The sequence below is a fragment of the Thalassococcus profundi genome, assembly GCF_003344785.1.
Taxonomy (GTDB): Bacteria; Pseudomonadota; Alphaproteobacteria; order Rhodobacterales; family Rhodobacteraceae; genus Puniceibacterium; species Puniceibacterium profundi.
Window position 1 is genome coordinate 21,083 of record NZ_QPMK01000004.1, and the last position, 14,519, is coordinate 35,601.

Genomic DNA, 14,519 nt, shown 5'->3' on the forward strand with positions numbered 1-14,519 from the left:
AACATCCCCTTCGCGGCACCCTTTGCCGGGTGCGCCCTTCTGGTGGGCGGCGGCCCGGAAACTCCCGGGCCGCCGCCAGTGTCAGGTCTTCAGCGGAAGTCCACCGTCTCGAAGCTGGAATCGGTGATGGTGTAGTGGCGGTAGGTGCCCGCCGCTTCGCCCGGTCCGATCAGTTCCACGTTGGTGGCGCCGACATAGTCGATCTCGCCGCCGTCGGCGAGGATCTGCAGGCCCTTCGCCAGCTCGCCCGGCAGGATCGGCTCGCCCGGCGCGTTGGCCACGTCCAGCAAGTTGGCCGCAACCGCTTGGGACGTCGCCTCGCCGCCCTTCATCATCGCCAGCGCGATGAGCGCGGCCGCGTCATAGCTTTCGCGTGTAAAGGACGACTCGCCGTTGATGCCGGCGGCATCGGTGATCGTCGCGAAGGCTTCGGCACCTTCGCCCTGGCTCCACGGCACGGCGCCGAAGGAGCCTTCCATGCCGTCGCCCAGATCGGCCAGCAGCGCGTCGCCGTACATGCCGTCACCCATCATGAAGGTGTCGAAGGCGCCGGTATCGAGCGCCGCCTGGATCATGCCCTTGCCGCCGGAATCCGAGTAGCCCAGCACCACCAGCAGGTCGCCGCCGGCCGAGGCCAGGGCGCCGATCTCGGCGGAGTAGTCGGCCTTGTTGTCCTCGTGCGGCGCGTTCAGCGTGACGGTGCCGCCGTTGGCCTCGAAAGCCTCGATGAAGCTGTCAGACAGGCCCTTGCCGTAGTCGTTGTTGGTGTAGGTCACGGCCACGTTCTCGATGCTCTTGTCGGCCAGCAGGCTGGCCAGAACGACGCCCTGGCGCGCATCGGACGGCGCGGTGCGGAAGAAGAGGCCGTTGTCCTCGGCGGTCGACAGCGCCGGCGAAGTGGCCGAGGGCGACACCATCGGGATGCCGTTGGCCAGCGCCACGTTGGACAGGATCGCGCCCGTGACACCGGAACAGTCGGCGCCCATGATCGCCACGACGCCATCGGTGGTGACCAGGCGTTCGGCGGCGGCGGTGGCCGCGGCGGCATCGACACAGGTGCTGTCGGCGCGCACCGGGGCGAGCGTCACGCCGTCGAGAAAGGCACCGCTGTCGTTGACTTCGGTCATCGCCAGCTCGGCGCTGGCGGCCATCATCGGCGTCAGCGATTCAATCGGGCCGGTGAAGCCGAGGATCACCCCGATCTTGGCTTCCTGGGCATGGCTCGCGGCAAAGGCCGCGGTCGCCGTCAGTGCAGTGGCGGCGGTGGCCATCAGCATCTTTTTCATGGTTGTCTCCCTGGTTGGAACATGCGTTCGGCGCGAAGCCTAGACCCGGTTCCGGGAAAAGAAAAGTGGTTTGAAACGGGGGGATGCCACGGCAACCGCGGGGGGCCAAACGCTCAGATCGACAGCCGCGTGGTGTGGCTGCCGCGCTCGCGATAGGGCGTTGTGTCGTAATGCGCGCGGTAGCATTTCGAGAAATGCGAGGGGCTGGCGAACCCGCAGGCGAGCGCCACGTTGATCACGCTCATGTCGGTCTGCATGAGCAGGTTCCGCGCCTTCTGCAGGCGCAGCTCCATGTAATAGCGCTTGGGGCTGCGGTTGAGGTAGCGGCGGAACAGCCGTTCCAACTGCCGGGTCGACATGCCCACGTCCGAGGCCAGCACGGCGGGGCTGATGGGTTCCTCGATATGGGCCTCCATCATCTGGATGACCTGGCTCAGCTTCGGGTGGCGGACGCCGATCCGGGTGGGCACGCTCAGACGCTGGGTATCCTGATCGGTGCGGATGGTGGAATAGATCAGCTGATCGGCCACCGCATTGGCCAGCTCCTCGCCGTGATCGTCGGCGATGATCGTCAGCATCAGGTCGATGGACGAGGTGCCGCCCGCGGTGCTCATCCGGTTGCCGTCGACGACAAAGACCGACTTGGTAAGCCTCACCTCCTCGAATTCCTCGGCAAAGCTGTCCTGGTTTTCCCAGTGAATGGTCGCCTTCTTGCCGTCCAGCAGCCCGGCCCGGGCCATGGTGTAGCTGGCGGTGCAAAGCCCGCCCATGCGCAGCCCGCGCCGGGCCTCGCGCCGCAGCCAGTTCAGCAGCTTCTTGGTGGTGCCCTTCTGCACGTCGAGCCCGCCGCAGACCATCACCGTGTCGTCGCGCATGAGCTCGGGCAGATCCTCCTGCAGCTTGAATTCGGTGCCGGCCGAACAGGCCACCGTGTCGCCGCCTTCGCCGGTCACCACCCAGGAATAGAGTGGCTTGTTCGCCATGCGGTTGGCGATGCGCAGCGCATCCATCGCGGCGGCAAAGCACAGCAGGGTGAAATTGGGCAACAGAACAAAGACAAAGCGGCGCGGCTTGCCGGTGGCCTCGACCTCGATGATCTGGCGCTGTGCGTCCATGGCGGTGTTCCTTTGTGGACATGCCCTGCGGCAACGGTGGCGACACTTGCCCAGACATGGCGATTTGCGTCAAGGGACGACGTTTAATTCATATATGGCCACCGGGTCGATGGTTTTGTATAGCTTGCCCTCGCTAACGCTAACGACGTGACCAAACCGACCGGAGACAGCAGATGACCGAGTGGCAAAAGACGACCTGGCGCACCAAGCCTCGGGTGCAGATGCCCGACTATACGGATACCGCAGCCCTGAACGCCGTCGAGGCGCAGCTTGCGAAATATCCGCCGCTGGTCTTTGCCGGCGAGGCACGCAAGCTCAAGACCGCGCTCGGCGCCGCGTCGCGCGGCGAGGCGTTCCTGCTGCAAGGCGGCGACTGCGCCGAATCCTTCCAGCAGTTCAGCGCCAACGGCATCCGCGACACCTTCAAGGTGATGTTGCAGATGGCCATGGTCCTGACCTTTGGCGCGAAGGTGCCCGTGGTCAAGGTGGGCCGCATGGCGGGCCAGTTCGCCAAGCCGCGCTCGGCGCCGACCGAGGTCGTGAACGGCCAGGAACTGCCGAGCTACCGCGGCGACATCATCAACGAACTGGCCTTCACCCCCGAGGCGCGCATCCCCGATCCACAGAAGATGCTGCAGGCCTACACCCAGGCGGCGGCGACGCTGAACCTGCTGCGCGCCTTCTCGACCGGCGGCTATGCCGACGTGCACCAGGTGCATGCCTGGACGCTGGGCTTCACCGACCGCGAAGAGGCAGAGAAATATCGCGAGATGGCCAGCCGCATTTCGGACACGCTCGACTTCATGAAGGCGGCGGGGCTCGAAAGCAGCTCGAACCACAATCTGCAGACGGTGGATTTCTACACCAGCCACGAATCGCTGCTGCTGGAATACGAAGAGGCACTGTGCCGGCTCGATTCCACCTCCGGCAAGTGGCTGGCGGGGTCCGGCCACATGATCTGGATCGGCGACCGCACGCGGCAGCCGGACGGCGCCCATGTGGAATTCGCCCGCGGCGTGCTGAACCCGGTGGGGCTCAAATGCGGCCCGACCACCACCGCCGAGGATCTCAAGGTCCTGATGAAGAAGCTCAACCCCGAGAACGAGGCGGGCAAGCTGACGCTGATCGCGCGCTTCGGCGCCGGCAAGGTCGGCGAACACCTGCCGCGGCTGATCAAGGCGGTGCACGAAGAGGGGGCGAAGGTCACCTGGGTCTGCGACCCGATGCACGGCAACACGATCAAGAGCAGCTCGGGCTACAAGACCCGGCCCTTCGATGCGGTGCTGCGCGAGGTGCGCGACTTCTTCGCCGTGCACAAGGCCGAGGGCACGATCCCCGGCGGCGTGCATTTCGAGATGACCGGCGACGACGTGACCGAATGCACCGGCGGCGTCCGCGCGGTCACCGACGAGGACCTGAGCGACCGCTACCACACCGCCTGCGACCCGCGCCTCAACGCGTCGCAATCGCTGGAACTGGCGTTCCTGGTGGCCGAGGAACTGACCAGCCTGCGCAGCGATCAGGCCGTCGCCAACGGCTGAGCCACGGTCCGCAAAACGCGAAAGCGCCCCGGTCGTCGAACCGGGGCGCTTTTCTTTCGGCATGGTGGGTTACAATTCCGCCCTACATCCCGACTCAGACTTCGGGAACCGCGCGCCGCGCCCCTCATTCTCCGGTTTCAAAAACCTCGGGGGAGGCGGCCCTGCCGCCGATGGGGCAGCGCCCCAGCACGCGCGGCACGCGCGTCCCGATGCGCGACGGTCAAGCGGCCTCGGTATCGCCGCCGAAATCCTCCGGCGACAGAAGCGCCAGCTGATCCTGCGCCCAGGCTTGGGTGTTGTACTTCTCGACCACGCGCCGCAGGTCCTTCATGCGCATCCGACGATTTTCCTCGGACATGGTCAGTGCGGCTTCGATGGCGTGATCCATGTTCTTGTGCGAATAGGGGTTGGTCAGGATCGCAGAGCTCAGCTCGATCGCCGCACCGGCGAATTCCGACAGCACCACCACGCCGTCCTCGTCGCTGCGGGCGGCGATGAATTCCTTGCAGACAAGGTTCATGCCGTCCGCCAGCGGCGTGATCCAGACCACATCTGCGGCGCGGTAGTAGCTCACCAGGTCGGTGAAGGGGATGGCGTTGGAAATCAGCGACACCGGCGTCCGCTCGAAGGTGGCGAAGCGACCGTTGATACGCCCGGCGATTTCCTCGATCTCGCGCTGGATTTCCTCGTAGGCGGTCATGTTGCGGTTGGCCGAGACGGAGACATGCAGCAATTTCACCGTCTCGCGGTATTCGGGGTGCTTTTCCAAGAGCCGCTCGAAGGTCAGAAGCTGTTCGGCCCCGCCCTTGGTGTAGTCCGTGCGCCCCACCGACAGGATCAGCCGTCGCCCGCCCATGGCCTTGAGGAAGCTTTCGGTGCGTTCGCTGGTCTCGGGCCGCTCTGCCACGCTTCGGATGTAGCCGGTGTCGACGCCCACCGGAGACACGCCCAGCCGGACGGTCCGCTCTTCGGTTTCGATCTGTTTCGGCACCGTGCGGTCCGACAGGGCCGAGCCTTCGGAGATGAAATCCGGATCGACCGCGATCCGCGGCACCTGGCCCACGTCGCGAAGCGACCGCACGACCGAGACGAAGTTCGAGGCATAACGCGGAATGTGAAATCCCACGACGTCACAGGCCAGCAGGCTGTCGATGATCTCGCCGCGCCAGGGCAGGACATTGAACATGTCGGCGGCAGGGAAGGGGGTGTGATGGAAGAAGGAAATCCGCAGGTCGGGGCGCAGCTGGCGCAGGATCCCGGGCACCAGCCAGAGGTTGTAGTCGTGCACCCAGACGGCGGCGCCGTGGTCGGCTTCGGCGGCGGCAGCCTGCGCGAATTCCTGGTTCACATGGCGGAAGGTGTCCCAGTCGACCGGGTCGTAATTGTACTTTTCCTTGAAGCCGTGCAGGATCGGCCAGAACGCTTCTTTCGAGGTGACGTGGTAGAAGCTGCTGACCTGCTCCGCGGTCAGCGGCAGGCGTGAAACCGTGTACTTGCCGAAACTGTCCTCGATCTGCACCACCCGTTCGAACTGCGGGTTGGCGGGATCCTCGGCCTGTTTCCAAGCGACCCAGGCAGCGTTCTCGACACGGCCGAAAAAGCTCTTGAGGGTCGGCACGATCCCGTTGGGGCTCTTGTTTTCCTTGAAGACCGTTTTGCCGTTTTCCTCCACCTCTTCATAGGGTTGACGGTGGTAGACGATCACCAGATCGCTGGGCATGTCAGTCTCCTTTCGGCACGGGATGTTGATGTCTGTACGCGATGGCCTCGAGAATACCGGCGGCCCCGACCGCTTCCGCCGCGTAGACTGTCGGCACAGTTTCAACGTATGACAGAAGTTCGGGTTCCGACCCGCCGACCGCCACGGCCGGAAGGCCGCTGACCAACATAGACAGATCGTTTAGCGTGTCACCCGCCGCCAGCACCCGGTCCTCTTCGATCTCCAGATGCGCCACCAGCTTGCGCAGGCTCGGGCCCTTGCTGATGCCGCGGGGCAGAACGTCGAAATACTTGTTGTCCGACACCAGGCTGTCGTGGCCCAATTCGGCGACGATGTCATGGGCGTCGGGCCGGAACGCCTCGGGGTCGAGGTCGTAACTGACACGGAAGCGGAACTCCGTGGGTTGCAGCGCGAGGCCCGGATGGCCGTCGAGGGCGGCGCGCACCCTGTCGCCCGCGTCGTTCCAGGTGTCAGAGATATCGCGCTCCAGCGCCGCGATCGGTGTGATTTGCCGGTCGTCGACCTTTGCGATGGTCGTTCCCACGTCGCCGATCACGTATTCCGGCCAGGGCACTCCTCCGTCGCACAGTTCGGCGATGAATTTCGGATCGCGCCCGGTGACGAAGATCAGCCCGACGGTCTGCCGGTTGTCTTCGATCCAGTCGTAAAGCCGCCGGCGGTCCGCGTCCGAACCGCCCAGAAACGTGCCGTCGAGATCGGTCGCCAGCACGAAGCGTCGCGCGTGCATCGGCGGCCGGGAAGTGCCATTGCTCATGTGGTGCCTTGTTGTGTCGAAGGATGGGTCAGCGCGATGTCGAGCGCCCGCGGCTCGGATTCGATGGGCCGTGCCCAAAGGTCCGAAAACGCCTGGTTCAGGTCCGCGCCTTCGTAAAGGATAGCGTGTACGGCTTCGCAGATCGGCATGCGCACGTTGATCCGGCGGGCAAGGTCGACGACGGACACGGCGTTCACCTCGCCTTCGACCACCACCGGTTTGCCGTCGAAGCAGTCCTGCCGCGGGATGCCCCGGCCCAATTGCACGCCCAGCGACATGTTGCGCGAGGTGGTCGAGGAACAGGTCAGCGTCAGGTCGCCAGCGCCCGAGAGGCCCGTCACCGTCTCGCGCCGTCCGCCCAGGGCCTCGGCCAGGAATTTCATCTCGTCGATGCCGCGGGTGATCAGGGCCGCACGGGTGTTCTCGGCAAAGCCCGCGCCGGTCATCATCCCGCAGGCGATGGCGATCACGTTCTTCACGGCACCGCCGATCTCGACCCCGATGAGGTCGTCCGACACGTAGGGCCGGAACACCGGCGACGACATCGACACCGCCAGCCGGGCGGCGGGGCTTTCGGCGGGGCTGATGCGGTCGCGGTAGCTGAAGTTAAAGGCGACGGTGGCGGCGGTGGGATGTCCCAGCGCGGTTTCCTTGGCAAAGGTCGGCCCGGAGAGCGCGCCGACCGGGTGGCCGGGCAGCTCTTCCTCCACGAGATAGGACAGCAGGTAGCCGGTGCCCCGCTCGATCCCCTTGCAGCAGAGCGCCAGCGGCACGCTTTCGGGCAGGTGCGGCCGGATCGACGCGCAGACCTCGCGCAGGGTGCGCGACGGCGTGACGATCAGCACCGCGTCGGTGCCGTCGAGCGCGGCCTGGAGGTCGCAATAGGGGGTGATGTTGTCGTGCAGGCTGACGTCCGGCAGGTAATCAGGGTTGGTGCGGCTGTCCGCGATCTTGGCCGTCAGGTCGGGGCGGCGGCCCCAAAGCCGCACGTCGCGCCCGGCGCTCGCGGCGACCATGGCAAGGGCGGTGCCCCAGCTTCCCATGCCGAGCACGGTGATCCTGTCGTAGGGCGCGGCATCGACCACGCCGGATTGATAATTTTGCGAGGGCAGGGGATCGTTCAATCCTTGTCCGTCCATTCTCTTTTTGTCCAATTCGCGTGGCCCGTGCCGACCGGCGCGCCTTCTTAGAGGAAGGCGAGTCCACGGCTGTTTCGCTGTTAACGCTCTCACTGGAGGCTAGGCCCCGCGGACACCAAGTCCAGTCATCACCGCGTCCGTTGGGGCGTCCGGGCCACCCCAGCCACGATATGCACAAAAAATGGGCTGAATTACCAGTCAAAAGCACGATTTCGCAGCGGCAGCATAGCAAAAACGGGGGTAAAACGGCTTTTTCCGTGTCGCCGTGCCCCATAGACGCTTTTCGAAGCGATTTTTGGCGCTTCCGGCAAGTCATTGGGTTTTATAGAAGAAAATAAAAATGGAACAATGCGCGTCCCGAGGGCCTTTCTCCTCCGACCACCATATTTTGACAAAAGGTCGCCAACTCATACCTTTTTGTCAGATGCCGCGATGCGGCGACAGCAATCGTAATGACGCCAAGGAGTGCCACAAGATGGATCCGAAGAGTTCCAGTCCCCGCAAGCCCGTTCGTACTGCGATCTTTCCCGTCGCCGGCCTCGGGACCCGTTTCCTGCCCGCCACGAAGGCCACACCGAAAGAGCTGCTGCCGGTCCTCGACCGTCCGCTGATCCAGTTCGCCATCGACGAGGCGCGCGCTGCGGGGATCGAACGGATGATCTTCGTCAGTCATCCCAGCAAGTCGGCCATCGAACGCTATGTGCGCGAGGACGAGGAACTCGACGAAGCGCTCCGCGCGAAGGGCAAGGACGCTCTTGCCGATAATCTGTCGGACAACGCGCTGAGCGACGGCGAGGCAGACGTGCGCTTTGTCATGCAGCACGAACCGCTGGGTCTGGGCCATGCGGTGCTCTGTGCGGCCGAAGATGTGCTCGACGGTCCTGTTGCGGTGATCCTGCCCGACGACCTGATCCTCGGCGAACCGGGCTGTCTTTCGGAAATGATCGCGGCTTATGAAAGCGGTGCCAACGGTCACATGGTTGCGACGATGCAAGTCGCTGACGACGCGGTCAAAAGCTACGGGATCCTGTCGGTCACCGGGCGCGACGGTCAGGTTCTGATGGCCGACGGCATGGTCGAAAAGCCCGATCCGGCGGATGCGCCCTCGCGCCAGGCCGTGGTCGGGCGTTATGTGCTGGACGGTTCGATCTTCGAAGAGCTCAAGACCCAGGAACCCGGCGCGGGCGGCGAAATCCAGTTGACCGATGCCATTGCGCGCGGCGCCGAACGTGTCGGGCTGTGCGGCTTCCGGTTCAGCGGCACCCGGTTCGACTGCGGATCGAAGGACGGCATGCTGGCGGCGATCCTCGCCTATGCGGGCGAGAAGCCCGAATATCAACAGGTGCTGGGCAATTCCGCTGACACCTTGTTGGCCGCCGAGTGACGACGCGAACGGCACAGGCCGCTGCCAAGGTGCGGCGTGTCAGTCGTCGTTCGACACCACGACCCGCAGATAGGGCGTTCCGCTTATGGGTCGCTCCGGCGAGGGCCTTGTAAAAGGCGCCGCATCCTCCGCCATCGCGCGAGGCGCGGGCGCGACGGGCGGCGTGGGTTGGTCTTGGCGCGGAAACAACTTGCCGCTCGGTGTCGGCGACACCCGGACCGTGGAAATCTCGAACCGTCGCGGCGTTCGCCCGATCCGGCCCTTGGTCACGAGACAGCCCAAGGCGCGGCTGACCTCGCCCATGTCCGACCGCAAGGGAAAAAGCGCCAGCTCTGCGTCGAGCGGATGCTTGCCGTAGCCCGACTCGCCGCGCAGCGCGATCCTCAGCACGGCGGGATCCGAGAACAAGGATTCCAGAGCCTCGGCCAATCGTTCGCGATCTTCGGGGGCGAAAAGCGCGCTGAGCGGCATGCCCGCCACCTCCATCCCCATCAGGTCGGTCAGATGCGACCCGGCCACCCGCAACTTGGCGAGGCGCGGCGAGATGCGTTCGATGAGAAAGGCGAATTCCAGCGCGCCTTCGATACCGCGCGGGTCGATTTCGCTTCGCAGCGGCACATCCTCGGCGCCGCAAAGAGCCATCCAGTAGCTTTCGACCTCACGCAGCGGTGCCAGGTACCGATCGTTTTCCCGCCCCATCAATGACACCACAGTCTTCCTTTCGATCCCGTTCAACAGGTCCATCGCGACTCTCCTTGCTGTCGATTGGCAGGGAACCGAAGGACCTCCGGTTCACTGTGCCTTAACAATCCTTGCCAAACTCTTAATAGCCCGGATCGGGGCCAGATTTCGCCTCAATTCGGTCCAAAGGGTTAACGGCGTGCCCCGGCGCAGGGCGCTTGCACCGCTGCGCGGCATTGCTTAGGCACTGCGGTCAGGAGGACGGAACACCATGCGTCAGTCGATGACCGGATATGCGGCCGGGCAGGGCAGCCACGACGGCCTGAGCTGGGTCTGGGATCTGCGCAGCGTCAACGGCAAGGGCCTGGACCTGCGTCTGCGGCTGCCCGAGGGCATCCCGGGGCTCGAAGCCGGGCTGCGCGCCGCCCTGACGGCGGCGGTCGCGCGGGGCAACGTCACCGTCGCGCTGCGTCTGCAGGGCGGCGCGGAGGACGGCGCGCTGCGCCTGTCGGAACCGCAGCTGGCGCGCGTGCTTGACGCGCTGACACGGATCGAGGCGGAGGCGATGGAGATCGGCCTGTCGCTGGCCCCGGCCACCGCGGCGCAGATCGCGGGCTTGCGCGGCGTGCTGGATAGCGGCGGGGCCGAGGCCGACCTGTCGGAGCTCTGCCCGGTGCTGCTGGCGGATTTCGAACCGGTGCTGGCGAGTTTCCTCAAGATGCGCGGCACCGAGGGCGCGGCGCTGGAAACCGTGCTGAACGACCAGCTGGACGAGATCGCGATCCTCACCGAAAACGCCGCCGCCCAGGCGCAGGAGCGCGAAGCAGAACAGGCGAAACGGCTGCGCGGGCAGCTGGCCGCGGTGATGGACAACGCTGCCGGTGCCGATCCGCAGCGCGTGGCACAGGAACTGGCGCTGATCGCGGTGAAATCCGACGTGACCGAAGAGATCGACCGCCTGCGCGCCCATATGGCCGCCGCGCGCGGCCTGCTGTCCGCCGAGGGCGCGGTTGGCCGCAAGCTCGATTTCCTGATGCAGGAATTCAACCGCGAGGCCAATACCTTGTGTTCCAAGGCGGGCTATCCGCCGCTCACGACCACCGGTCTCGCGCTCAAGACGGTCATCGACCGGATGCGCGAGCAGGTGCAGAACCTGGAGTAACCCATGAGCCAGCGCCGCGGTCTGCTGATTATCCTGTCCTCGCCCTCGGGCGCGGGCAAATCGACGCTTGCGCGACGGCTGCGCGACTGGGACCCGTCGATCGTCTTCTCGGTCTCGGCCACGACCCGGCCGCCACGCAAGGGCGAGATCGACGGCGAGCATTATCATTTCCTCAGCGATGCGGCATTCAAGAAGCAGGTGAACGAAGAGCAGATGCTGGAACATGCCCATGTCTTCGGCAATTTCTACGGCTCGCCGCGCGGCCCGGTGCAGGGTGCCATCGACCAGGGCCGCGACGTTCTCTTCGACATCGACTGGCAGGGGGCGCAGCAGATCCAGAATTCGGCCTTGGGGCCGCATACCCTGTCGATCTTCCTGCTGCCGCCGTCGATCACCGAATTGCGCCGCCGGCTCGAGGCGCGCGGCCAGGACACCGCCGACACCATCGCCAAGCGGATGCAGAAAAGCTGGGACGAGATCAGCCACTGGGGCTCCTACGATTTCGTGCTTGTCAACGGGGATCTGGACGACACCGAGGCGCGTTTGAAATCCATCGTTGCCGCCGCCCGGCTGCGGCGGTCTCAACAGCCCGGCCTGACCGCGCATGTGCGCAACCTTCAAAGCGAATTCGAGGAGGGGGACTATGACCCTGTATAGCCTGGACGGCCACGCGCCGCAGATCGACGAAGACACCTGGATCGCGCCCGGCGCGCATGTGATCGGGCGGGTGGTGATGGAGCCCGGATCGTCGGTCTGGTTCGGCTGCACCCTGCGCGGCGACAACGAGGAAATCCGCGTCGGCGCGGGCAGCAACCTGCAGGAAAACGTCGTCTGCCACACCGACATGGGCTATCCGCTGACCATCGGGCCGGGCTGCACCGTGGGGCACAAGGCGATGCTGCACGGCTGTACCCTGGGCGAGAACACGCTGATCGGCATGGGGGCCACGGTTCTGAACGGTGCGAAGATCGGTCGCAACTGCCTGATCGGTGCGGGCGCGCTCATCACCGAAGGCAAGGAGATCCCGGACGGCAGCCTTGTCATGGGCATCGGCAAGATCGTGCGCGAACTGGACGAGGCGGCGATCGAGGGGCTGCGCAAGTCGGCGCGCGGCTACCAGGCCAACATGCGGCGGTTCCGGGACGGGCTGACGCCGCTCTGACCCGGCGGCCCCCCGCGACAACGTGAACCGGCTGCCGCGGCGAATCCCATTGGCGCGGCGCGCCGCGGCGCCTATAGTCCGGGCATGATTACAGAGCTCGGACACTTCGCCCTCATCCTCGCCTTCGCGGTCGCCATCGTGCAGATGGTCGTGCCCATGATCGGCGCGCACAAACGCTGGCACGGCTGGATGGCCGTGGCCGAGCCCGCCGCAACCGCGCAGTTCCTGCTCACGGCGTTTTCCTTCGCGGCGCTGATGCACGCCTTCATCGTCTCGGATTTCAGCCTCAAACTGGTGGTCGAGAATTCGCATTCCGCCAAGCCGATGCTCTACAAGATTTCGGGCACCTGGGGGAACCACGAGGGGTCGATGCTGCTCTGGGTGCTGATCCTGGCGCTCTTCGGCGCCATGGCGGCCTGGTTCGGCGGCAACCTGCCGCCAACCCTCAAGGCCCGCGTGCTGGCGGTGCAATCCGCCGTCGCCGTGGCCTTCTTCGCCTTCATCCTTTTCACCTCGAACCCGTTCCTGCGGCTCGCCGTCCCGCCCTTCGACGGGCAGGACCTGAACCCTTTGCTGCAGGATCCGGGCCTCGCCTTCCATCCGCCGTTCCTTTACCTCGGCTACGTTGGCCTGAGCATCTGCTTCAGCTTCGCCGTGGCGGCGCTGATCGAAGGCCGCGTCGACGCCGCCTGGGGCCGCTGGGTGCGGCCCTGGACGCTGGCGGCCTGGGTGTTCCTGACCATCGGCATCGGTCTTGGGTCCTGGTGGGCCTATTACGAATTGGGCTGGGGCGGGTTCTGGTTCTGGGACCCGGTGGAGAATGCCAGCTTCATGCCCTGGCTTCTGGCCGCGGCACTGCTGCATTCGGCCATCGTCGTGGAAAAGCGCGAGGCGCTGAAAAGCTGGACCATCCTGCTCGCAATCCTGGCCTTCGGCTTTTCGCTGATCGGCACCTTCATCGTTCGGTCGGGCGTGCTGACCTCTGTCCATGCCTTCGCCAATGACCCAGAGCGCGGGGTGTTCATCCTGATGATCCTGGTCTTCTTCACCGGCGGGGCGCTGACGCTCTACGCCGCGCGGGCGGGCGTCATGCAAGCCAAGGGCGTCTTCGGCACGGTGAGCCGGGAATCGGCAGTGGTGGCCAACAACCTCCTGCTGGCGGTGTCGTGTTTCGTGGTCTTCGTCGGCACCATGTGGCCGCTGGTGGCCGAGATGGCCTTCGACCGCAAGCTGAGCGTCGGGCCGCCGTTCTTCGACATGGCCTTCACCCCGTTCATGATCCTGCTGGGTCTGCTTTTGCCCGTGGGGTCGATGATGGCCTGGAAGCGCGGCAAGGTCGGGCGCACCCTGCGGAGCCTCGTCCCCGCGCTGGTGTTGGCGGTGGCATTGGCGGGTCTCGTCTGGGCGATGCAGACGGGACGCAGCCTGATGGGACCCATCGGCGTGTTCCTGGGTGTCTGGCTGGTGGCCGGGGCGGTCACCGACCTGCTGAGCCGGCTGGGCCAGTCGCGCGACTTCTCGCGACTGGCGCGCCTGCCGCGGGCCGACTGGGGCAAGACCATCGCGCATTCGGGCCTTGGCATCACCATGATCGGCATCGCCGGTCTGCTGGCCTGGGAACAGGAGGACATCCGCGTCGCACAGGTTGGCGAACGGTTTGCCGTCGGCGGCTTCGAACTGCAGCTCGACGACGTGCAGCGGGTGCAGGGGCCGAACTACGTCTCGACCATGGGTTGGGTGACGCTGTTCAAGGACGGCGCAGCCGTGGCCGAGCTGAATCCCGAAAAGCGCAACTACCCGGTGGCGCAGATGCCGACGACCGAGGCGGCCATCGACTACCGTTTCATGCGGGACGTCTACGTGGTCATCGGCGACGCGCAGGACGACGGCGGCTGGGTGCTGCGGACCTATATCAAGCCGCTGGCCAACTGGATCTGGGCGGGCTGCCTGATCATGGCCCTGGGCGGACTGGTGAGCCTCACGGACCGGCGCTACCGCGTCGCCGCCGGTGCGCGCAAGACCCGGGCCGCGGCGGTGCCGGCGGAATGAGGGCGCTGCTGGTCGCATTGATGCTGCTGGTCGGCAGCTCCTCCGCCCTGACGGGAGTCTTCGCGACGCCGGCCTGGGCGGTGCTGCCCGACGAGGTGCTGGACGACCCGGCGCTCGAGGCACGCGCGCGGGAGTTGTCCAAGGGGCTGCGCTGCCTTGTCTGCCAGAACGAAAGCATCGACGAGAGCAACGCCTCGCTCGCCCGCGACCTGCGGCTGCTGGTGCGCGAGCGGCTGGTGGCCGGGGACACCGACGAGGAGGTCATCGACTTCATCGTCGCGCGCTACGGCGAGTTCGTGCTGCTGAACCCCACGACCCGCGGCGCCAACTGGCTGCTCTGGGCGGCGGGTCCCGCGATGCTGCTGCTGGCGCTCGGCATCGGCGTCTTCTACGTCCGCGCCCGTGCCAAGGCCCCGGCAGAGACCGAAACCGGCCTGAGTGATGCCGAACAGGCCCGTTTGCGCGAGATCCTGAAGGACTGATCCCGACCCAAGTGACGCCGCGT

At 65.8% G+C, this 14,519-nt stretch carries 13 protein-coding genes; 7 read left to right on the plus strand and 6 right to left on the minus strand.

The features are described 5' to 3' along the window. Nucleotides 1–89: 89 nt before the first annotated feature. Nucleotides 90–1,286, minus strand: a complete 1,197-nt coding sequence (locus DU478_RS07195) for an ABC transporter substrate-binding protein (protein ID WP_114510278.1) — start codon at nucleotides 1,284–1,286, stop codon at nucleotides 90–92. Nucleotides 1,287–1,399: 113 nt separating this feature from the next. Further along, nucleotides 1,400–2,401, minus strand: a complete 1,002-nt coding sequence (locus DU478_RS07200; protein WP_114510279.1) for a GlxA family transcriptional regulator — start codon at nucleotides 2,399–2,401, stop codon at nucleotides 1,400–1,402. A gap of 173 nt (nucleotides 2,402–2,574) precedes the next feature. Between DU478_RS07200 and DU478_RS07205 the strand changes: the two genes are divergently transcribed. After that, a complete protein-coding gene (locus tag DU478_RS07205) occupies nucleotides 2,575–3,942 on the plus strand; it encodes a class II 3-deoxy-7-phosphoheptulonate synthase (protein ID WP_114510280.1) in 1,368 nt (455 codons plus the stop codon). Nucleotides 3,943–4,162: 220 nt separating this feature from the next. Here the strand turns inward: DU478_RS07205 and ggpS are convergent, their stop codons facing one another. Genes ggpS through DU478_RS07220 form a run of 3 tightly spaced genes read right to left on the minus strand, consistent with a single transcriptional unit; the run spans nucleotide 4,163 to nucleotide 7,480 of the window. After that, complete coding sequence (gene ggpS / locus DU478_RS07210; RefSeq protein WP_114510281.1) at nucleotides 4,163–5,662, minus strand: glucosylglycerol-phosphate synthase; 1,500 nt, start codon at nucleotides 5,660–5,662, stop codon at nucleotides 4,163–4,165. A gap of 1 nt (nucleotide 5,663) precedes the next feature. Then, the gene (locus tag DU478_RS07215; RefSeq protein WP_114510282.1) at nucleotides 5,664–6,437 is read right to left on the minus strand and encodes an HAD-IIB family hydrolase; all 774 of its coding nucleotides are present in this window, start codon (nucleotides 6,435–6,437) and stop codon (nucleotides 5,664–5,666) included. Continuing rightward, nucleotides 6,434–7,480, minus strand: a complete 1,047-nt coding sequence (locus tag DU478_RS07220; RefSeq protein WP_233501163.1) for an NAD(P)H-dependent glycerol-3-phosphate dehydrogenase — start codon at nucleotides 7,478–7,480, stop codon at nucleotides 6,434–6,436. The genes DU478_RS07215 and DU478_RS07220 overlap by 4 nt, the downstream gene beginning before the upstream one ends. A 571-nt stretch (nucleotides 7,481–8,051) precedes the next feature. Here DU478_RS07220 and DU478_RS07225 point away from each other — a divergent pair. Continuing rightward, complete coding sequence (locus DU478_RS07225) at nucleotides 8,052–8,960, plus strand: UTP--glucose-1-phosphate uridylyltransferase (RefSeq protein WP_114510284.1); 909 nt, start codon at nucleotides 8,052–8,054, stop codon at nucleotides 8,958–8,960. Nucleotides 8,961–8,999: 39 nt separating this feature from the next. Here the strand turns inward: DU478_RS07225 and DU478_RS07230 are convergent, their stop codons facing one another. Then, nucleotides 9,000–9,704 (minus strand): PAS domain-containing protein, encoded by a 705-nt coding sequence (locus DU478_RS07230; RefSeq protein ID WP_114510285.1) that lies wholly within the window; start codon nucleotides 9,702–9,704, stop codon nucleotides 9,000–9,002. Between the two features lie 208 nt (nucleotides 9,705–9,912). Here DU478_RS07230 and DU478_RS07235 point away from each other — a divergent pair, with 208 nt between their 5' ends. The 5 genes from DU478_RS07235 (at nucleotide 9,913) to DU478_RS07255 (ending at nucleotide 14,496) form a co-directional block, all read left to right on the plus strand. Then, a complete protein-coding gene (locus tag DU478_RS07235; RefSeq protein WP_114510286.1) occupies nucleotides 9,913–10,803 on the plus strand; it encodes a YicC/YloC family endoribonuclease in 891 nt (296 codons plus the stop codon). A 3-nt stretch (nucleotides 10,804–10,806) separates the two neighbouring features. Further along, nucleotides 10,807–11,460 carry a guanylate kinase gene (gene gmk / locus DU478_RS07240; protein WP_114510287.1) on the plus strand — a complete coding sequence of 218 codons (654 nt, stop codon included), beginning with the start codon at nucleotides 10,807–10,809 and terminating at the stop codon, nucleotides 11,458–11,460. Continuing rightward, nucleotides 11,447–11,965, plus strand: a complete 519-nt coding sequence (locus tag DU478_RS07245; protein WP_114510288.1) for a gamma carbonic anhydrase family protein — start codon at nucleotides 11,447–11,449, stop codon at nucleotides 11,963–11,965. Before gmk ends, DU478_RS07245 begins: the two co-directional genes overlap by 14 nt. Before the next feature lie 84 nt (nucleotides 11,966–12,049). Continuing rightward, nucleotides 12,050–14,014, plus strand: a complete 1,965-nt coding sequence (locus DU478_RS07250; protein WP_114510289.1) for a heme lyase CcmF/NrfE family subunit — start codon at nucleotides 12,050–12,052, stop codon at nucleotides 14,012–14,014. After that, complete coding sequence (locus DU478_RS07255) at nucleotides 14,011–14,496, plus strand: cytochrome c-type biogenesis protein (RefSeq protein WP_114510290.1); 486 nt, start codon at nucleotides 14,011–14,013, stop codon at nucleotides 14,494–14,496. The genes DU478_RS07250 and DU478_RS07255 overlap by 4 nt, the downstream gene beginning before the upstream one ends. Nucleotides 14,497–14,519 lie beyond the last annotated feature (23 nt).

What these genes read in the sequence shown, in the direction of transcription:
- DU478_RS07195 (WP_114510278.1), bottom strand. Translation starts at nt 1,286, where the DNA reads ATGAAAAAGATGCTGATGGCCACCGCCGCCACTGCACTGACGGCGACC.
- DU478_RS07200 (WP_114510279.1), bottom strand. Translation starts at nt 2,401, where the DNA reads ATGGACGCACAGCGCCAGATCATCGAGGTCGAGGCCACCGGCAAGCCG.
- DU478_RS07205 (WP_114510280.1), top strand. Translation starts at nt 2,575, where the DNA reads ATGACCGAGTGGCAAAAGACGACCTGGCGCACCAAGCCTCGGGTGCAG.
- ggpS (WP_114510281.1), bottom strand. Translation starts at nt 5,662, where the DNA reads ATGCCCAGCGATCTGGTGATCGTCTACCACCGTCAACCCTATGAAGAG.
- DU478_RS07215 (WP_114510282.1), bottom strand. Translation starts at nt 6,437, where the DNA reads ATGAGCAATGGCACTTCCCGGCCGCCGATGCACGCGCGACGCTTCGTG.
- DU478_RS07220 (WP_233501163.1), bottom strand. Translation starts at nt 7,480, where the DNA reads ATGGGAAGCTGGGGCACCGCCCTTGCCATGGTCGCCGCGAGCGCCGGG.
- DU478_RS07225 (WP_114510284.1), top strand. Translation starts at nt 8,052, where the DNA reads ATGGATCCGAAGAGTTCCAGTCCCCGCAAGCCCGTTCGTACTGCGATC.
- DU478_RS07230 (WP_114510285.1), bottom strand. Translation starts at nt 9,704, where the DNA reads ATGGACCTGTTGAACGGGATCGAAAGGAAGACTGTGGTGTCATTGATG.
- DU478_RS07235 (WP_114510286.1), top strand. Translation starts at nt 9,913, where the DNA reads ATGCGTCAGTCGATGACCGGATATGCGGCCGGGCAGGGCAGCCACGAC.
- gmk (WP_114510287.1), top strand. Translation starts at nt 10,807, where the DNA reads ATGAGCCAGCGCCGCGGTCTGCTGATTATCCTGTCCTCGCCCTCGGGC.
- DU478_RS07245 (WP_114510288.1), top strand. Translation starts at nt 11,447, where the DNA reads ATGACCCTGTATAGCCTGGACGGCCACGCGCCGCAGATCGACGAAGAC.
- DU478_RS07250 (WP_114510289.1), top strand. Translation starts at nt 12,050, where the DNA reads ATGATTACAGAGCTCGGACACTTCGCCCTCATCCTCGCCTTCGCGGTC.
- DU478_RS07255 (WP_114510290.1), top strand. Translation starts at nt 14,011, where the DNA reads ATGAGGGCGCTGCTGGTCGCATTGATGCTGCTGGTCGGCAGCTCCTCC.